Here is a 15,286-nt window from a genome sequence, read left to right as displayed (position 1 = left end):
GGCGGCGCGGTCGCCTGCGGCACCGCCGAATTGCAGGAGGGCCACGCCCTCAGTGGCGCGGGCCAAGCGGCTGCGATGGGTCGTCAGGGGCGTGATCCAGGGGCGCAGGCGGTCGGTGACGCGGATCGGCATGGCGGCCTGCATCCGGGTGCGGCCCATGAGCGGGTTTGACCCGAACCGCGTGTCGAGGTCTGCGAGGGCGGATTGCAGGCTGGCGAGGCGGTGATCGAGGAGTTTGGTGGTGGCCTGAAGGGTGAGGGCCAAGGCAGTGTCGAGCACGTCTTGCGAGGTGGCGCCTTGGTGCACGGCAGTCGGATCAGGGGCGGTCGCCTTGAGGAGGCGCACGAGGGCCGGGATCGGCAGGCCGTCGCGGGCGGTGCCTGTGGCCAGCGCTGTGAGGTCGGGGGTGGTGGTGAGGATATGGCGGGCGGTTTCTTCTGCCGTGCGCGCGTCGATGCGGCCGACATGGCCGAGGGCGCGGGACCATTCGGCCTCGAACCGCAGCATGTGGTGGAGTTGTGTTTCGGGCGACCAGAGGGCGGAGATTTCAGGATCGCCAAAGAGCGCGCCGAGCCACGGATGATTGAACACGCCGGTCATGGGAGGCTATCGTAGAGGTCGCGCAGGAGCGGGGCGAGGTGGTCGGGGGCCTCGATGCAGGGCAGGTGGCCAACACCGTTGAGGCAGGTGAAGTGTGCGCCGGGGATCAGGTCTGCGAGGGCCTCTACAAGCGGCGGCGGGGTGGCACCGTCCTCGGACCCTGAGACGCAGAGCGTCGGGAGGGAGAGGCGCGCGGTGGTGGCGGCGAGGTCGGCATCGCGGATCGCGGCGCAGGTGGCGGCGTAGCCATCAGCGGGCGTGCGGATCAGCATTTGCCGCCAGCCGGAGAGCGCTACGGGATGGGAGGCGCGCCAATCGGGGGAAAACCAACGTTCAAGAATGGCGTCGGCCATGGCGGCGATGCCGCTGGTCTGGACGGTGTCGATCCGCATAGTCCATGCCTCTGCCGTGCCAATCTGTGCCCCGGTGTTGCACAGCATCAGCCCGGCCACAAGATCGGGGCGCTGATGGGCCAGCGATTGTGCTATCATGCCGCCGACGGAGACGCCGCAGAGGAGGGCGTCTGAGAGCGCCAAGTGATCCATCAGCGCGGCAAGATCCGTGGCCAGGGTTTCGATGCTGATCGGGCCATGTTCCGAGAGGCCGTGACCGCGTTTGTCCATGGCGAGGGTGGGAGTGTCGGGCGGCAAGGCGCTGCGCACCGTGTCCCAGATGCGCAGGTCGGTGCCAAGGGAATTGGCGAAGACGATGGGGCGGCGGGCGGGGTCGCCTGTGTGGTGGTCGTAGTGGAGCGTCACCGCGCCGGGGCGGGCAAAGCGGGTCATGCCGGGGGCCTCAGCCCGAGGATGGCGCGCGCCTCTTGCCATGTGGCGACGGGACGCTCGTATTTCTCGCACAGCTCTGCCGCGCGGCGCACGAGGGCGGCGTTGGAGGGGGCGAGGTGGTCGCGGTCAAGGCGCACGTTATCCTCAAGCCCGGTGCGGGTATGGCCGCCCTTGGCGATGCACCAGTCGTTGAGGGTGAGCTGGGCCGGGCCGATGCCCGCGCCGCACCACTGGGCATCAGGGGCGAGGCGATGCAGCGTTTCGATGTAGAAATCGAGCACGCGTTCGTCGGCGGGCATGGAGTTTTTCACACCCATGACGAATTGCACATAGAGCGGCGATTTCAGACGCCCGTCCTTGGCCATGGTGCAGGCTTGGATAACGTGGCCGAGATCAAACGCCTCGATCTCCGGCTTGACGTCATGGGCGCGCATTTCCGAGGCGAGCCAGTCCACGAGATCGGGGCTGTTTTCATAGACGCGGGTGGGGAAGTTGTTGGAACCGACCGAGAGCGAGGCCATATCGGGGCGCAGCGGCAGCATGCCGCCGCGTTCCTTGCCGGCCCCGGAGCGGCCGCCGGTCGAGAGCTGGATGATCATTCCGGGGCAATGTTGCTCCAGCCCTTCCTTGAGGCGGGCGAAGCGCTCGGAGTCGGAGGTGGGTTTGCCCGCATCGTCGCGCACATGGCAATGGGCGATGGTGGCCCCGGCCTCGAACGCCGCGTGCGTGCTCTCGATCTGTTCCGAGATCGTGATCGGCACGGCGGGGTTGTTGGCTTTGGTTGGGAGCGAGCCGGTGATGGCGACACAGAGGATGCAGGGTTTGGACATGGCGGCCTCAGACATCGAAGAAAACGGTTTCGGCATCGCCCTGAAGGCAGATGTCGAAATGGTAGGTTGATCCCTCGGCACGCGCGATGAGGGTGGCGCGGCGGTGGGCCTGTTCGATCAGGTTGAGGACCGGGTCGGCTGCGTTGGCGGCGGGTTCATCGCCGAAATACATGCGGGTGTTGAGGCCGATGTTGAGGCCGCGCGCCACCAGCCAGAGGTTGAGATGCGGGGCCATAGGGCGGGCGTTGCGGCCCATGACGGGGCCGGGTTTGACGGTGTTGAAGCGGAATTGCCCGGTGTCGAAATCGGGGACCACGCGGCCCCAACCGCGAAAGCCCTGCTCGACCTTGGCCGCGTCTGGGCCTGTGCCGGGATAGATGCCTGCGGCATTGGCCTGCCAGACCTCGATCAGCACGTCCTTGACGGGCGCGCCGGTGCCGTCGGTGACGGTCCCGGTGACGGTGATACGCGCGCCTGCGGCGTTGGGACCGGCAATGTCGCGGCCAAGTTCGGTGGCGTAGATGTCAAAGCCCGCATCGCCGGGGGCAAGGCCGATGTGGACGTACGGACCTGCGGTTTGCGAGGGGGATTCCTTGAGGTAGGAGAGCGGTTGGGCCATGGTCAATTCCCCTCGGGTCGGTTTTCAAAATAGGTCGAGCGGGTGCCGCGCAGCACGATGTCGAATTTATAGGCGATGGCATCGAGCGGAACAGAGGCATTCATGTCGAGCGCCGCGACGAGTTGGTCTATCGCGCGCGGGTCGGGGATGGTCTGGACGATGGGGCATTTGGCGATGAGGGGATCGCCCTCAAAATACATCTGGGTGATGAGGCGCTGGGCAAAGGCGGTGCCGAAAACCGAGACATGGATATGCGCGGGACGCCAGTTGTTGACCCAGTTGCGCCATGGGTAGGCACCGGGTTTGACGGTGCGGAAGGAGTAAAAGCCGTTGGCATCCGTGAGGGTGCGCCCGCAGCCGCCGAAATTAGGGTCAATCGGGGCGAGGTAGCTGTCCTTTTTATGGCGGTAGCGACCGCCGGCATTGGCCTGCCAGATTTCCACGAGCGTATTGGGGACGGGACGGGCGTTTTCATCCAGCACCCGGCCATGCACGATGATGCGCTCGCCGATGGGATCGCCGCCGTGCGCGTAATTGCGGATCAGGTCATTGTCGAGCGCGGCGATATCCGTGTGCCCAAAGGTCGGCCCGGTCAGTTCGCTGGCCGAGGTCTGGAGCGAGAGGAGGGGCAGACGGGGCGCGCGGGCGACGGAGGTTTTATAGTCGGGTGTGAGGGCGGGCGGGTGCCATGTGCGGTCGCGCTGATAGAGGTCTGTGGCGATCATGGTCTGTCCTTTTCCATCTCTGCATAGGTGTCTTTGGCCAGTTTGATGGCGTGATTGGCGGCGGGCACCCCGGCGTAGATCGCGACATGCTTGAACGCCTCGATCACGTCGCGGGGGGTGGCGCCGGTGTTGGCGGTGGCGCGGATATGCATCGGGATTTCCGCGAAATTGCCGGTGGCGGCGAGCAGAGCCAGCGTGAGCATCGAGCGGTCGCGCAGGGTGATGCCGTCGCTTGCCCAGACCGTGCCCCAAGCGGATTCGGTGATCAGCGTTTGAAAGGCTGTGTCAAACTCGGTCTTGGCGGCCTCGGCGCGGTCGACATGGGCGTCGCCCAGAACGCGGCGGCGCACGGCCATGCCGGTGCTGTATCGGTCGGTCATCGTTTCGGTATCCCTTTGTGACGCATGAGGCGTTTTTGCGCGGCGATGCGGAACGGGGCGTTGGGCGCGCCATAGCCGGGATAGCCGCCTGTGCGCTGGATGATTTCAAAGAACATGCCGCCCGCGTAGGGCCGCGAATAGAGCTGGAAGAAAGCGCCAGTTGCGTCCTCGTCATAGAGGATATTGCCCGCCTCAAGCCGCGCCAGAAGATCAGGCGCGAGGTCAAAGCGCGCGGCGAGATCGGCGTAGTAGTTGGGCGACATTGGCAGGGGTTCAAAGCCGCGTGCGGTAAGCGCTTGGGACGTGGCGAAAATGTCATCTGTGGCCAGCGCGATATGCTGCACCGACGCGCCAAAGCTGTCGGCCAGAAAATTGCCCGCCATGGTGCGGTGGGTTTCCGCGCCGTTGAGGGTGATGCGGAAGGCACCATCCGGGGTTTCCAGCGCCTGAGAGCGCACGAGACCATCGGGGTCGACCACATCGACCATGGGGGATTTCCGCATGCCAAAGAGCGTGGTGTAAAAGAGCGACCACGAGAGCATCTGATCGTAGCTCATGGTTTGCGCCAGATGGTCGATGCGGGTGAGGCCCGCGCCAGTTTCGCCCGGCTGGTCGGGGGTGAATTCGACCGACCAGACATCGCTGAGACCGCTCTTGTCGTCGATGAAATGCAGCACGCTGCCGCTGAGGCCACGGATGGCGGGAATGTCCAATTCGCCGGGGCCAAGCGGCTGGGAAAAGGGATGCGCGCCAAGCGCCGTGGCACGGGCGACGGCGGCGGTTGCGTCATCGACGCTGAGGCCCACATCGCAGACGGTGGTGCCGTGCATCGTATAGGCGCTGCTGGCATAGCCGGTGGTCTCGCGGTTCACAACGATGCGAATGTCACCTTGGGTCCAGAGCGAGAGTTGTTTCGAGATGTGGCGGCCTGCGGGGGTGAATCCGAGGGTTTGCAGGAGGGTTTCAAGCGCTGTCGCCTCATCGCCTCGGGTGGCGAATTCGACGAAGGACACGCCCTTGACCTGCGCGCGGGCGGGCATTTGGGGCAGGTCGAGCGCGGGGGTTGGTTCCTTGCGGCGCACATCGTCGAGCAGGGCCACAAGCGAGCGATAGCCGTCTTCGGCCACGGTGCGGGTGCTGCCGCCGCGAAACTGATCGTTGAAGATTTCGAGCGAAATCGGGCCTGCGTAGCCGGTGGCGACCACGGCCTGCATGAAGCCGGTCACGTCAAGATCGCCCTCGCCGGGCATGTTGCGGAAATGGCGGGACCAATAGAGCAGGTCCATGTCGATGCGGGGGGCGTCGGCGAGTTGCACGAAAAAGATCTTGTCGCCGGGGATGCGGCGGATGGTGTCGGGGTCGATGCCGCGCCCGAGGGTGTGAAAGCTGTCGAGGATGAGGCCAACCTGTGCGTGATCGGCGCGGCGGACGATTTCCCAGGCGTCGCGGTGATCGTTGACGTGGCGGCCCCAAGCGAGCGCCTCGAAGCCCACGCGCAGGCCACGGCGCGCGGCGCGGTCGCCAAGTTCGTGGAAATCAGCCGCCGCGCGGTCGATGCCGCCCAGTGCCTCGGGGTGGCAAGAGGAACAGATCAGAATGAGATCGGTGCCCAGTTCCTGCATCAGATCGAATTTGCGTTCGGCGCGGTCAAACGCCTTGGCGCGCAGGGGGGCGTGCAGGCCTTCGAAATCGCGGAAGGGTTGGAAGAGGGTGATCTCAAGCCCCATGGCGCGGATCATCTCGCCGACGTCGCGGGGGCTGCCGTCATGGGCGATGAAATCCTGCTCGAAAATCTCGATCCCGTCAAAACCGGCGGCGGCGATGGCCTCCAATTTCTCGGGCAGGCTGCCGGAGACGGAGACGGTGGCAATGGAGGTTTTCATGGGGCGTCCCCTTCGATGGCGGCGCGCAGGGCAGGCTCGTCCAGCGGCGTGTCGGTAAAGATCGCCCAGGCATCGACGCCCTGACCGAAGAACAGCTCGTATCCCGAGATGATGTGCAGCCCGGCGGCGGTGGCGTCGTGCAGGAATTGGGTATCGACGGGGGTATAGACCGCGTCAAAGGCCCATTTGGCCCCGGCCATGGCGGGGGCGGGCAGGGGGGTGCCGCCGATGCCGACCATGCCAAGCGGCGTGCAGTTGATGAGGCCATCGGCCCCATTTGCGGCGGTGACGGGATCGGTCGAGACCTCGATCCGCGTGGCGGTGCCCAAGGCGCGGAGGCTAGAGGCCAGCGCCTCGGCCTTGGTGGCATCCAGATCGACACAGCGGATGGCGGTGGCGTTCAGGCCGATGAGACCAAAGGCCACCGCCTTGCCGACCCCGCCTGTGCCGATCAGGCAGACGGTGCCGGGATTGGCGGTGCCTAACACGTCGCGATAGGCACGCATGAAGCCGGTGTAATCGGTGTTGAACCCCTTGGGACCGTCCGCGTCGAAGACCACGGTATTGACCGCCCCGATGGCGCGCACGAGCGGGTCGGAGACAGTGACGCGGCGGGTCACAAGCTCTTTGTAGGGGTAGGTGATGTTGAGGCCGCGGTAGCCCGTTGCCTGCGCCTGATCGAACACCTCGTCAAAGGTGAGGTGCAGGTCGCGGGGGATCAAGCGGTCATAGGTCACGTTTAGGCCCGTAAGCTGCCCTGCCGTGACATGCAGCCGGGGGGATTTCGAGCGGGTGATATTGTCGCCGATGAGACCGAGTTTCACAGGACCTGTATGGGCGCGGGTGCGGGTCGCGGTCATTGGGATGCCTTTCGGAAGAGGCGGATTTTCAGGGCGGTCCAGAGCGGTGTCTGGCTGACGAAGATCAGGATCACCGCCGCGAAAAGGGTGAAGGAGAGGGGGCTGGTGAGGATGCCTTCGAAGAAGCGGCCAAGGTCCTCGCGGTCCGAGATGATGGCGCGCCGCCAGTTGTCATCCAAGAGCCGCGACAGGATCACGCCGAGGATCACCGGGCCAAGCGGATAGCCGTAGTGGCGCATGAAGTAGCCAAAGACGCCAAAGCCCAGCATCCAGTAGACATCCGAGATCGAATTGTTGACCGCGTAGGCCCCGACGATGGACAGCAAGAGAATGAGCGGGATGATGACGGCGCGGGGCATTTCCACGATCTTGGTAAAGATGCGGATGCCGGTGAGGCCGAAGATCAGCATGAAGATATTGGCCATGAAGAGCGCGCCGACGATGAACCAGAACATATCGGGTTGATCAATCATCAGCATCGGGCCGGGGTTGAGGCCGTGGATGAAAAGCGCGCCGATCATGATGGCGGTGACGGCATCGCCGGGAATGCCCAGCGTCATCATCGGGATGAAGGCCCCGCCCACGGCGGCGTTATTGGCGGTCTCGGGGGCGACGAGCCCCTCCATTGCGCCTTTGCCAAACGGCACCTTGGGGTTCTTGGTCACGCGCTTGGCGTGGTCATAGGCCATGAGCGCCGCGATATCGCCGCCGGTGCCGGGCAATGCGCCGATGATCACGCCGATGGTCGAGGTTTGCAGCGAGAGCGGCAGGTATTTGCGGATCACGCCAAAGGAGGGCACGATCTTGGTGATCTTCTGGCGGATGGCGGTTTTGTTGACGTTCTGGAGCTGCAAGAGTGCTTCGGACACGCCAAACATGCCGATCATCACGGCGATAAAGGAAATCCCGCCCTCCATCAGTTGCAGATCGAAGGTGAGGCGTTCGGTGAAGGTGAGCGGATCGCGCCCGACCGCGCCGATGGCAAGTCCGAGTGCGCCGGCAAAGATGCCCTTGACCAGACTGCCCGAGGAGAGCGAGCCGACCAGCAGGATGCCGAGCACGGCAAGCAGCATATAGTCGCGCGGTTGGAATTTCAGCGCGAAGACCGAGACATAGGGCGCCGCGAGGGCCAGCACGAGGATGCCGATCAGCCCGCCGAAGAAGGACATGACAGTCGTCACGCCAATCGCCTGCCCCGCCTCGCCGCGTTGGGCCATGGGATAGCCATCGAGTGCTGTGGCAATGGCCGAGGGCGCGCCGGGGATGTTGAGCAGGATCGCGGTGCGCGAGCCGCCATAGACGCCGCCCATGTAGATGCCGACCATGAGGGAAATCGCCGGATAGACCTCCCATGAGAAGGTGAAGGAAATGAGGATCGACACGGCCATGGTGACAGAGAGGCCGGGAATGGCGCCGATATAGATGCCTGCAAAGGTGCCGATGGCGACCAGAAGCAGCAGATCAGGTTGGGTAAAGACCGTGAGAATGGCTAAGAGAGTGTCCATTACGAGCCCCCGCCGGACAGAAGGTTGCGGAAAAGCTGGATAAATTCCGCCTCGGGCACCACGCCGGAGGGCAGCAGCACGGTAAAGATCACGCGGAACACGATCCAGATCACGGCAAGCGCGCCGAGGGCTGTGAGGATGGACCGGGGCCAGCCCCAGCCAGACAAGAGCCGGATTGCGGCGATGAGAAAGAGCGCGGCGGTGGGCAGAAACCCGAGGGGTTTCAGAAGCAGGCCGAAGATCACAAGGAACCCGGCGAAGATGAGCACCGTCATCGGCAGGATGTCGCCCCGCAGGGTTTCGACCGTGACCCGTGGCAGGCGCGCGGTGCGCCATGTGACGACGAGGGCCGAGATGAGCATGACGGCGGTGGTAGCCATGGGCACGGAACCGGGGGCGGAGAGCGCCTCGAACCCTGAAATCGCATATGCGTTGTAGAACAGGATCGCGCTGGCAAGGCTGAGGAAGAGGGCAAAGCCCAGTTCGCCGGGTCTGCGTTTGGCGTCATACCCGCCGGGTGTTGCGTCGGACGTACCGTCGTGGTGGTCCTGATCGCCTCTGAATTCGGGGTCCATCGTGGTCTCCTCCCTTGGCGCAACCGGGCTCCAATCCCGAAACGCAACGCGCCGCCCAGCCTGAGGCGCGGGCGGCGCCAGGTGTGGCTGGCCAGATGGCCAGCCGCTTTGACTGTTTTGGGTGTTGTTATTCGCCGGGGCGCGCGATGCCGAACTCTTCCGGCGAGGCTTTGGTCAGACCTGCCTCTTGCAAGAGCCAAGCGGTGTTTTGCTGCCATGTGGTCAGAAACTCGGTCGCCTCGTCACCGCTGATCGACATCATGGTAAAGCCGCGGCCATCCATCAGCGACAGGAAATCAGCGTTTTGTGCGCCGGTCGTATAGGCCTCGGTCAGCTTGGCCACCACGTCATCGGGGGTGCCTTTGGGGACGAAGACGCCAAAGAACGGACCCCAGGGCAGATAGGTGCTGTAGCCGTCGTTGAAGGAGGTGACGGTGGGCACGTCGGGCAGTTTCGCGCTGGCTTCGGTGTCGAAGATCGCCAGCGGTTTCATGGCACCCGCACGGATGGATTCGATGGCGGCGCCGAGAACGGCGGGCATCACGTCGATGGCACCACTTTGCAGAGCGGTGAGGGCAGGGCCGTCGCCGTCATAGGGGATGGCGGTCACGTCAAGCGTGCCTTCGACGGTGTTCATCATGGCGGTGACCACGGAAGGCACGCCGCCCGGACCGGTCGAGCCGATGCGGAGTTCGCCCGGATTGGCCTTGATGAAATCCATCATGCCCGCGTAATCGTCAAACGGGGCATCGTTGCGGGCGACCAGAATGGGCGTGCCACGCGCGAGGATGTTGATCGGGGTGAATTCCGAGTAATCCTTGTCGCCCAGACCCATCACCTTGTAGAGCAGCGGGTTTTCCGCGCCCATCAGCAGCGTGTAGCCATCGGCGTCCGAGCCTGCGACATGGTTGAGGGCAATCGCGCCCACGGCGCCGGTCATGTTCTGCATGACCACGGTGCCACCCAGCACGGTTTCGGCGTGCGGTGTGACCGCGCGCATCACCGTGTCGGTCGAGCCACCGGCCCCCCATTGAATGATTCCTTGAATTTCTTTGGCGGGGTAGTCCTGCGCGGTTGCAACCGCGGCACTCAGCCCGAACGCAATGACTGCGCCAATCAGCTTACGAGACATCTCTGTCCTCCCTGGATTTCTTCGCTGACGATTCGCTCCTCGCACCGCCAGTTGACCCATTTATGTACCTTGCGGTTAATTTGTCAAGATAAATGGACCTCCGGGTTAAATTCATGCTATCCAAGGATGGAATCAATGAGTGGGACGAGGCGGTTGCATGGATGCGAGTGAGGGTGAGACAGGCCGCAAGCGCAAGACGTCATGGAAGAAAGATCCTGCGGCGGTGCGGCAGGACATTCTGACGATTGCGACGCAGGAGTTTGCCGCGCATGGGCTCTCGGGGGCCAATATCAACGAGATTGCGCGCCAGACCTCCACCTCGAAGCGGATGATCTATTATTATTTCGGGGATAAGGAGGGGCTCTATTGCAGTGTGCTGGAGGGCGTCTATGCCACGCTGCGTGCCCGCGAGGATGATCTCGATGTTGCCGGGCTAGAGCCGGTCGCGGCGCTGCGGCGGCTGATCGAGGCAACGTTCGAGGCGCATGTGACCGCGCCGCATTTCATTCGGCTGGTGATGATCGAGAATATCCACAATGCCGAATACCTGCGCAAATCCGAGAGTGTGCCAAAGCTGAACCGCTCGATCATCGACAAGCTCGAGGATGTCTGCGCGCGTGGCAAGGCGGCGGGGCTGTTCCGCGAGGGGACGGATGCGCTGGAGCTGCATTGGCTGACCAGCTCGTTCAGTTTCTACAACGTGTCGAACCGGGCGACGTTCTCGACCTCATTCGGAACGGCGCTCTATTCCAAGACGCGGCAAAGCCAATTGCTCGAGCGATTGGTGGATATGGTGCTGGCGACGGTGGTGATCGGGTATGAGCCGAAAACCTGGAATGATCCCGTCTGACCATTGAACGGGTGCGGGCCGTGATGACCGCCCTGGAAACGAAAAGGGCCGGGCAAAGATGCCCGGCCCGACTGATGAGTGGTTCGTCGTGGTGGGTTAGCCTTCCCACTTTTCCATGTTCTCCAATTCCTCAACCGTGAGGCTGGTCGTGGCCTGGAGGGCATCGGTCACACCGTCTTGATCGCGGGTCAGGCTGATTTCGTCAAACGAGACCGCGACCGGCTTTTCGCCCAGTCCAAGGAAACCGCCCACATCGACGATGACGTGCTCAACCTGACCATCGTCGGTCAGAACGATGTCCGAGATTTCGCCGATATGTTCGTCTGTGGCATCATAGAGTGCCACGCCCTCAAGCTCTTCGGCAGTCAGCGCGGCGCGCTCGTCATCGGACAGCTGCGGCATGTTGTCGGTCTCGGTGGTGGCCGTCGCACCGGCGGTGGCATCGGCATCGACGCCTGCACCGGAGCTGATGCCTGCATCCGCGTTGGTCGTTGCATCCGCGTTGGCGCCTGTCTCCGCAGCGGTGTCCGCGCCCGAGTTGACCTCGGCATTGGCGTCCGTGTCGGATGCCATGGTGTCGCCTTCGAGATTGTTCTCGGAGGAGGCGGTCTCATCGGTGCCGGCAAAGAAGCTGCCGCCCTCATCCAGAACGCTCTGACGGTCCAGTTCTTCACCCTCTTCCAATGCGGCGCGGTCCCCGGTGAAGACGACGAAGTATTCATCCTCCGACCCCTCTTCGGTCACCATCTTGAGTTGGTCCATCGAGGTGCTGAGTTCTTTGCCCCCCATCCCGAGGAACCCACCCACATCAAGCGTGATGGAGTCGATCTGACCATCCTTGGACAGGATGACGTCATTGACCTCGCCGACGTTCTCCCAATCTTCGGACGGTGCCTCGATTGTGTCGACGATGCCGGCGTCGGGGGCGTCTTCGCTCTGCATATAGACGGTTTTGCCGATAAGATCCGACGCGCTGATCTCGACGCCGTTCAGGTCCATCGTGACATCGGCATTGGCGTTGGCGTTCGCGCCCGAGGGATCGCTCGACGTGTCTGGCGATTGTGTCGTGCTCGGTGCGGTCTGATCCGTTGTCTCGGCCGTTGGGTCGGTCGTGGTGTCGGATTGCGCAAAGACCGGCATTGCGGTCAGCGCGACGATCGCGGTGGTGGCTAGAATGCGTTTCATGAGTGAACTCCTTAGTCCTGCGTTGGTTTGACGCCGCAGTGTCGCAGCGCCCTGACTACCCAACCGTCAGAGCCGCAGAAGGTTTCAAGATTGGGTCAAAATATACTTGAGAATCTGACGGAACTTTGAGCGGAACCATGCGTTTTACCGCAACGCGTCTGTGCCTTTAACGGGTTGGACATTGATCGCGCCCGATGTGGCGCGCCCTTGAAGATTGGAGTTTTGAACATGCTTGAGATCACCGGCATTGGCGGGATCATTCTGTTGATCCTGGATATATGGGCCATCGTTTCTGTCGTTGGATCGGGGGCGACCACGGGCAAGAAGGTTCTGTGGGTCGTGTTGATCCTGTTGCTGCCGCTCTTGGGCTTTATTCTGTGGCTGGTGTTCGGGCCGCGATCTGGCCGGGTGTAACGCTGCGGTGGTGGGTCGGGCCCTGGCCCGGTGACCCTCTTGCGTCGTCAAATGTTTTTGCGGAACCGTTTGGGCGATAGAGCGTTGTGACACAGTGGCCAGCGCGATGCGCTGACCGTCCGGAGCCTGGCTATCATCCCCAAGATGCAAGGCAAGCTCTGCCGCACCCATCCCGTGTCCCTTGGGTGCTTGCCCCCGCCTGTCCCGGCGGGGGCATTTACGACCGAACCTCAGGGGGCAGCGGACCATTAACCTCTGATCGGCAGGACCATGACCCAGACCAAACCAGCGCAGGATGACACATCGACAGCCGCGATTGAGAGCCTCAAGGTTCTGGTCACCGCTGAAGAGGCATATCCAGCGCTGGAGCGCGCCTTTTTACAGGCGCAGACCGAGGTTTCGGCCTGTTTTCGAGTGTTCGATCTGAGGACGCGGTTGCGCTCTTCCGAGGCGCGCGCGATTGGCACGACGTGGTTTGATCTCTTTGTGCATACGTTGGATCGCGGTGTGTCGATCCGGCTCGTGGTTTCGGATTTCGATCCGATTGCGGCGGTGCATCTGCATCGGCTGGCGTGGCAGACGCAGCGGCAGATTTCGGCCGTGCGGGAATTGGCGCAGCCGGGCGCGCGGCTGGAGTTTACCGTGGCGCTGCACGACGCCAAGAGTGGCGTCTTGCCCCGCGTGTTGTTCTATCCGCTGGTCCGGATGAAAATCCGCGAGATGGTGGACAAATGGTATCACATGACCAAGGACGAGCGCGGGCGATTTCGCGCCGAGACACCGCGATTGCGCAGCGTGTGCCGGGTGGATAACCGGGATCAGCTCTGTTTTCCGCTGCGGTTGATGGACCTGCATCCCGCGACGCATCATCAGAAACTGGCGGTGTTCGATCGCCGTCTGGTGTATATCGGCGGGCTTGATCTGAACGAGCGGCGCTATGACACCAAGCGGCATAGGCAAGAGCCGAACCAGACCTGGCATGATGTGCAGGTGATGGCGACCGGGCCTGTTGCAGAGGCCGCTCAGGCGCATCTCGAGGGGTTTTTGGCGTCTGTGGCGCGCAAATCCGCGCCGCCGCGCGCTGTGCCGGGATTTTTGCGCACGCTGTCGCGCCGCCGATTGAGCGCGCCGATGCGGATGTCACCGCATACGGTGCTGCGCGAAATCGAGGCCGCGCATCTGCGCGCCATCGCCAAGGTGGAGCGGCTGGTCTATCTGGAAACGCAGTATTTTCGGCACGTGCCCTTGGCGCGGGCGCTGGCGCGACGCGCGCGGCATTGCCCAGATCTTCGGGTGATTGTCGTGCTTCCGGCCGCGCCGGAAGAGGTGGCGTTCTCCAGTGATCCGGGGTTGGAAGGCCGCTTTGGCGAGCATCAGCAGGCCCGTTCGCTGGCCTATCTCAAGGCGGCGTTTGGGCAAGACCGGCTGTTGATCGCCTCGCCGGTGCAGCCGCGTGCGAGTGACAGTGACGGGCGTGACACGCTCGAGAAGTCGCCGCTCGTCTATGTGCATTCCAAGGTCTCGATCTTTGACGAGTCCGCCGCCATCGTTTCCTCGGCCAATCTCAACGGGCGCAGCATGAGATGGGATACCGAAGCCGGTTTACACGTCACGCAGGCCGATCAGGTGGCCTTGATCCGCGAGCGTGTGATGGGGTGTTGGTTGCCCAAGGATGCGGGATCTGCGTTTCTCGATATCGACACGGGGTTTGCACAGTGGCAGCGTATGGTGAGCAGCAACAGTGCGCTGCCGCCGCAGCACCGTCGCGGATTTCTGGTGGATTACGATTCCGACGCAGCCAAGGCGATTGGTCTGCCCTTGCCGGGGATGCCCGACGAGGTGGTTTAAGGCGCGGGGTCTTCGACCGTCGCATCGACCGCGAAGATATCCAGAAGGGCGAGCGCGATCACGAGAACCGGAATGGCGATGATGCCGCCAATTGGTCCCCAGAGCCAGAGCCAGAACACCAGAGACACGAAGATGAGAAGCGGGTTGACGGAAATATGTCGTCCGACAAAGGACGGGGTGACAAACTGTGCCTCAATCATGTTGAGGAACAGAAAGATTGCCGGGGGGGCCACAGCCATCAGGCCATCAAAGGCGACGATCCCGGCCAACAACAATCCCGCCGCTACGGTCATTGGCCCCACATAGAGCACGAAATTCAGCAGGGCCGCGACAAAGGCCCAGACAAAGGGGCCGGGCAGCTCGATCAGAAACAGCGCCCCGCCCAAGGCAGCACCCAGACCCGCGTTGATACAGGAAATGGCGAGGAAATAGCGGGCCACCAGCCGTTCGGCATTGGTAAACCGGCGCAGAATGTCCTGCGTATCGTCCGAGGTGCCGATCCAGAGCGACAGCCATGCATACATGCGCTTGCGTGTCAGCAGAAAGAAAAACAGCGTACCGCAGAACACCAGCGCCTGCGCCAGCACCAGCGGGGCCAAAAAGAGCGCACTGGTGAGGTTGGGCATGCCGCCGCCTTCGGATGTTTCACTGGCAGCGTCGGCCGCAGCTCCGAGCGCCTCTCCGACCTCGCGGTTGACCTCTTGCAGGCCGCGAATGAGGTTGCTGATCTCTGCGATGATCGAGCGCAATTCATACTGGATGCGCGGCAGTTCCTCGACGATTTGCCAGATCAAGGGTTCGGCCAGAATGGCCAGAGTGCCGATGGCCGAGACGCCAAGGATCAGCACGGTGGATGAGGCGAGGCCGCATGAAAAGCCGATCCGCTCGAATAGATCGGTGACGGGGGCGAGCATCACCCCGGTCACAAGCGCCAGAACCATCGGCGCGAAAATATCCGCGCCGGTCTTGAGGGCTGCAAAGCTGAGGATGAGCGCAATCAGGATTACCGCCACGCGGAGACCCGGATCACCGTCGACGGTAAATCTGTACATTCTTTCTCAACGCCCTCGCGCAGGTTTGGTTCCCGTGTGGGAG

General features: G+C 63.2%; 16 protein-coding genes. 3 read left to right on the top strand and 13 right to left on the bottom strand.

Annotated elements, in window-relative coordinates; genetic code table 11:
- The 11 genes from VR71_RS23440 to VR71_RS23390 form a co-directional block, all read right to left on the bottom strand.
- Window positions 1-600 (bottom strand): lyase family protein (locus VR71_RS23440; protein ID WP_045686717.1); only part of this gene is annotated, 600 nt, incomplete at its 3' end.
- Complete coding sequence (gene pcaD / locus VR71_RS23435) at window positions 597-1,385, bottom strand: 3-oxoadipate enol-lactonase (protein WP_045686716.1); 789 nt, start codon at window positions 1,383-1,385, stop codon at window positions 597-599. The genes VR71_RS23440 and pcaD, both read right to left, overlap by 4 nt.
- The gene (locus VR71_RS23430; protein WP_045686719.1) at window positions 1,382-2,215 is read right to left on the bottom strand and encodes a 3-keto-5-aminohexanoate cleavage protein; all 834 of its coding nucleotides are present in this window, start codon (window positions 2,213-2,215) and stop codon (window positions 1,382-1,384) included. Before VR71_RS23430 ends, pcaD begins: the two co-directional genes overlap by 4 nt.
- Before the next feature lie 7 nt (window positions 2,216-2,222).
- On the bottom strand, window positions 2,223-2,834 hold the full coding sequence (gene pcaG, locus VR71_RS23425) for a protocatechuate 3,4-dioxygenase subunit alpha (RefSeq protein ID WP_045686715.1): 612 nt from the start codon (window positions 2,832-2,834) through the stop codon (window positions 2,223-2,225).
- Window positions 2,835-2,836: 2 nt separating this feature from the next.
- Entirely contained in the window at window positions 2,837-3,559 is a 723-nt protein-coding gene (gene pcaH / locus VR71_RS23420) for a protocatechuate 3,4-dioxygenase subunit beta (protein WP_045686714.1), read from the bottom strand.
- Window positions 3,556-3,939: a 4-carboxymuconolactone decarboxylase gene (pcaC, locus tag VR71_RS23415; RefSeq protein WP_045686713.1), complete on the bottom strand. Its 384-nt coding sequence runs from the start codon at window positions 3,937-3,939 to the stop codon at window positions 3,556-3,558. Before pcaC ends, pcaH begins: the two co-directional genes overlap by 4 nt.
- Window positions 3,936-5,822 (bottom strand): sugar phosphate isomerase/epimerase and 4-hydroxyphenylpyruvate domain-containing protein, encoded by a 1,887-nt coding sequence (locus tag VR71_RS23410; protein ID WP_045686712.1) that lies wholly within the window; start codon window positions 5,820-5,822, stop codon window positions 3,936-3,938. The genes pcaC and VR71_RS23410 overlap by 4 nt, the downstream gene beginning before the upstream one ends.
- Window positions 5,819-6,682, bottom strand: coding sequence for a shikimate dehydrogenase (locus tag VR71_RS23405; RefSeq protein WP_009817549.1), 864 nt, complete (start codon window positions 6,680-6,682; stop codon window positions 5,819-5,821). Before VR71_RS23405 ends, VR71_RS23410 begins: the two co-directional genes overlap by 4 nt.
- Entirely contained in the window at window positions 6,679-8,187 is a 1,509-nt protein-coding gene (locus VR71_RS23400) for a tripartite tricarboxylate transporter permease (protein ID WP_009817550.1), read from the bottom strand. The genes VR71_RS23405 and VR71_RS23400 overlap by 4 nt, the downstream gene beginning before the upstream one ends.
- Complete coding sequence (locus VR71_RS23395; RefSeq protein WP_009817551.1) at window positions 8,187-8,762, bottom strand: tripartite tricarboxylate transporter TctB family protein; 576 nt, start codon at window positions 8,760-8,762, stop codon at window positions 8,187-8,189. The genes VR71_RS23400 and VR71_RS23395 overlap by 1 nt, the downstream gene beginning before the upstream one ends.
- A gap of 127 nt (window positions 8,763-8,889) precedes the next feature.
- A complete protein-coding gene (locus VR71_RS23390; protein WP_045686711.1) occupies window positions 8,890-9,894 on the bottom strand; it encodes a tripartite tricarboxylate transporter substrate binding protein in 1,005 nt (334 codons plus the stop codon).
- Between the two features lie 157 nt (window positions 9,895-10,051).
- Between VR71_RS23390 and VR71_RS23385 the strand changes: the two genes are divergently transcribed.
- On the top strand, window positions 10,052-10,744 hold the full coding sequence (locus tag VR71_RS23385; protein WP_045686710.1) for a TetR family transcriptional regulator: 693 nt from the start codon (window positions 10,052-10,054) through the stop codon (window positions 10,742-10,744).
- Between the two features lie 96 nt (window positions 10,745-10,840).
- On the opposite strand, the gene VR71_RS23380 is transcribed toward VR71_RS23385, so the two are convergent.
- On the bottom strand, window positions 10,841-11,929 hold the full coding sequence (locus VR71_RS23380; RefSeq protein ID WP_045686709.1) for a PRC-barrel domain-containing protein: 1,089 nt from the start codon (window positions 11,927-11,929) through the stop codon (window positions 10,841-10,843).
- Between the two features lie 228 nt (window positions 11,930-12,157).
- Between VR71_RS23380 and VR71_RS23375 the strand changes: the two genes are divergently transcribed.
- Together VR71_RS23375 and VR71_RS23370 are read left to right on the top strand one after the other, a co-directional pair.
- Window positions 12,158-12,343: a PLDc N-terminal domain-containing protein gene (locus tag VR71_RS23375; protein ID WP_009817555.1), complete on the top strand. Its 186-nt coding sequence runs from the start codon at window positions 12,158-12,160 to the stop codon at window positions 12,341-12,343.
- A 270-nt stretch (window positions 12,344-12,613) separates the two neighbouring features.
- The gene (locus tag VR71_RS23370; RefSeq protein WP_045686708.1) at window positions 12,614-14,191 is read left to right on the top strand and encodes a phospholipase D-like domain-containing protein; all 1,578 of its coding nucleotides are present in this window, start codon (window positions 12,614-12,616) and stop codon (window positions 14,189-14,191) included.
- On the opposite strand, the gene VR71_RS23365 is transcribed toward VR71_RS23370, so the two are convergent.
- A complete protein-coding gene (locus tag VR71_RS23365; RefSeq protein ID WP_045686707.1) occupies window positions 14,188-15,243 on the bottom strand; it encodes an AI-2E family transporter in 1,056 nt (351 codons plus the stop codon). The genes VR71_RS23370 and VR71_RS23365 overlap by 4 nt on opposite strands.
- Between the last annotated feature and the right edge of the window lie 43 nt (window positions 15,244-15,286).

The sequence above is a fragment of the Roseovarius sp. BRH_c41 genome, assembly GCF_000961715.1.
GTDB lineage: Bacteria > Pseudomonadota > Alphaproteobacteria > Rhodobacterales > Rhodobacteraceae > Roseovarius.
The sequence above is the reverse complement of the archived record's forward strand: the minus strand, read 5'-3'. Positions and strand labels throughout refer to the sequence as shown.

Coding starts and splice junctions, on each gene's coding strand:
- pcaD (WP_045686716.1), bottom strand. CDS start 1,385: ATGACCCGCTTTGCCCGCCCCGGCGCGGTGACGCTCCACTACGACCAC.
- VR71_RS23430 (WP_045686719.1), bottom strand. CDS start 2,215: ATGTCCAAACCCTGCATCCTCTGTGTCGCCATCACCGGCTCGCTCCCA.
- pcaG (WP_045686715.1), bottom strand. CDS start 2,834: ATGGCCCAACCGCTCTCCTACCTCAAGGAATCCCCCTCGCAAACCGCA.
- pcaH (WP_045686714.1), bottom strand. CDS start 3,559: ATGATCGCCACAGACCTCTATCAGCGCGACCGCACATGGCACCCGCCC.
- pcaC (WP_045686713.1), bottom strand. CDS start 3,939: ATGACCGACCGATACAGCACCGGCATGGCCGTGCGCCGCCGCGTTCTG.
- VR71_RS23410 (WP_045686712.1), bottom strand. CDS start 5,822: ATGAAAACCTCCATTGCCACCGTCTCCGTCTCCGGCAGCCTGCCCGAG.
- VR71_RS23405 (WP_009817549.1), bottom strand. CDS start 6,682: ATGACCGCGACCCGCACCCGCGCCCATACAGGTCCTGTGAAACTCGGT.
- VR71_RS23400 (WP_009817550.1), bottom strand. CDS start 8,187: ATGGACACTCTCTTAGCCATTCTCACGGTCTTTACCCAACCTGATCTG.
- VR71_RS23395 (WP_009817551.1), bottom strand. CDS start 8,762: ATGGACCCCGAATTCAGAGGCGATCAGGACCACCACGACGGTACGTCC.
- VR71_RS23390 (WP_045686711.1), bottom strand. CDS start 9,894: ATGTCTCGTAAGCTGATTGGCGCAGTCATTGCGTTCGGGCTGAGTGCC.
- VR71_RS23385 (WP_045686710.1), top strand. CDS start 10,052: ATGGATGCGAGTGAGGGTGAGACAGGCCGCAAGCGCAAGACGTCATGG.
- VR71_RS23380 (WP_045686709.1), bottom strand. CDS start 11,929: ATGAAACGCATTCTAGCCACCACCGCGATCGTCGCGCTGACCGCAATG.
- VR71_RS23375 (WP_009817555.1), top strand. CDS start 12,158: ATGCTTGAGATCACCGGCATTGGCGGGATCATTCTGTTGATCCTGGAT.
- VR71_RS23370 (WP_045686708.1), top strand. CDS start 12,614: ATGACCCAGACCAAACCAGCGCAGGATGACACATCGACAGCCGCGATT.
- VR71_RS23365 (WP_045686707.1), bottom strand. CDS start 15,243: ATGTACAGATTTACCGTCGACGGTGATCCGGGTCTCCGCGTGGCGGTA.